Origin of the sequence: Levilactobacillus suantsaii (assembly GCF_004115745.1) — a bacterium.
Taxonomy (GTDB): Bacteria; Bacillota; Bacilli; order Lactobacillales; family Lactobacillaceae; genus Levilactobacillus; species Levilactobacillus suantsaii.
On record NZ_QXIL01000058.1, the window covers coordinates 1 to 1,319 of the forward strand.

The 1,319-nt window shown below is 40.9% G+C and carries 1 protein-coding gene, 1 tRNA gene and 1 rRNA gene; 1 reads left to right on the forward strand and 2 read right to left on the reverse strand.

Features of this window, described 5'->3' with window-relative positions:
* Nucleotides 1-90 precede the first annotated feature (90 nt).
* On the forward strand, nucleotides 91-858 hold the full coding sequence (locus DXH47_RS11500; RefSeq protein WP_225423585.1) for a site-specific integrase: 768 nt from the start codon (nucleotides 91-93) through the stop codon (nucleotides 856-858).
* Nucleotides 859-942: 84 nt separating this feature from the next.
* Here the strand turns inward: DXH47_RS11500 and DXH47_RS11505 are convergent.
* Nucleotides 943-1,015, reverse strand: a tRNA-Thr gene (locus tag DXH47_RS11505).
* A gap of 192 nt (nucleotides 1,016-1,207) precedes the next feature.
* Nucleotides 1,208-1,319, reverse strand: a 5S ribosomal RNA gene (gene rrf / locus DXH47_RS11510); the annotation flags it as partial.

A 1,319-nucleotide genomic window follows, 5' to 3' on the forward strand; every position in this document is an offset into this window, starting at 1 on the left:
AAAGAGCTTTTCTCCGCTGCTTCCGCCGGTTAAGTTAAGTCCATAAAATATGAATATTAATGAAAATACTGATTTAATAGGATTTGTCGTGTGGCTAATTTGTTCTTGCAATTTGGGAAAGATTTCGCATACAACGTGACGATGGTTTACGACAAAAATCGAACACGTAAAATCCAATACCTTAACGAAAAGCAGTTAAAGCAGCTAAGCGCTTACTTGCTTAAAACACGTCGTCCTAAGTTCACAGGTAAATACATGATATTAACTGCCCTAGATACAGGAATGCGTCCAGGGGAAGTCGAAGGGCTCAAGTGGAGTAGCATTCACTTTGACACTGGAATGATTGATGTTAAAAACTCTTGGAATGAGTCGACACAGGATTTTGAAGACGTTAAGAATGAATGGTCGTTTCGCACCATTCGAGCCAACCATTGGCTCTTAGATGTGCTTAAAGAACTTCCACAGGATAATCCTCGAGGACTAGTGTTTGCTGAGAATGATACAATTCCAACATCAGCCGGTATTAATAAGGTGCTTAGGAACGCACTCAAGGAAATTGTTTCCCCGCTTAAAGGCTTTCACTTTCATTCATGCCGTCACACCCACGTTGCTTATTTGTTGGGGCAAGGCGTTGACCTTTACGCTATCTCGAAAAGACTTGGACACAGCAGCATTGTTATAACGGCCAACCGATATGCTTACATGATCGATGAGTATAAGTCACGTACGGATCAAAAGATCATTGATTCGCTAGATACACTATACAAGCCTTCCTATGAATTCAAAGTTGTCAATAGGAACTTTAAACTGAATGTGCAAAGATTGCGCAAAGTTTTTTTATCTTCTAGTTCTTTCTAGTACCAATTCAAAAACAAAAAGCCTGTCAGATGTTGACCTGACAGGCTTTTACATTTAGCTAAAAACGCCTAGTTTCAGCTGATAAGCCGCTTATTGGATTTGAACCAACGACCTCTTCCTTACCATGGAAACGCTCTACCTTCTGAGCTAAAGCGGCATTTCTTTCTATTATTACTGAAAATCTCTATGCTGACAATAGGTAGGCCTAAAATAGCATAAATCAGCACAGCGGTGATAACATGACGCAATCATCATTTTACCGGTTATTTCCTCACTTAATTTTCTGGACCTTTTCTTCCTATACCAATAAATGATATAAAAAAAGGAACCCGATTGGGTTCCTAACATTGCGTGGCAACGTCCTATTCTCGCAGGGGGCGATCCCCCAACTACTATTGGCGTGCTGAAGCTTAACTTCCGTGTTCGGCATGGGAACGGGTGTATCCTTCAGGCTATCGCCA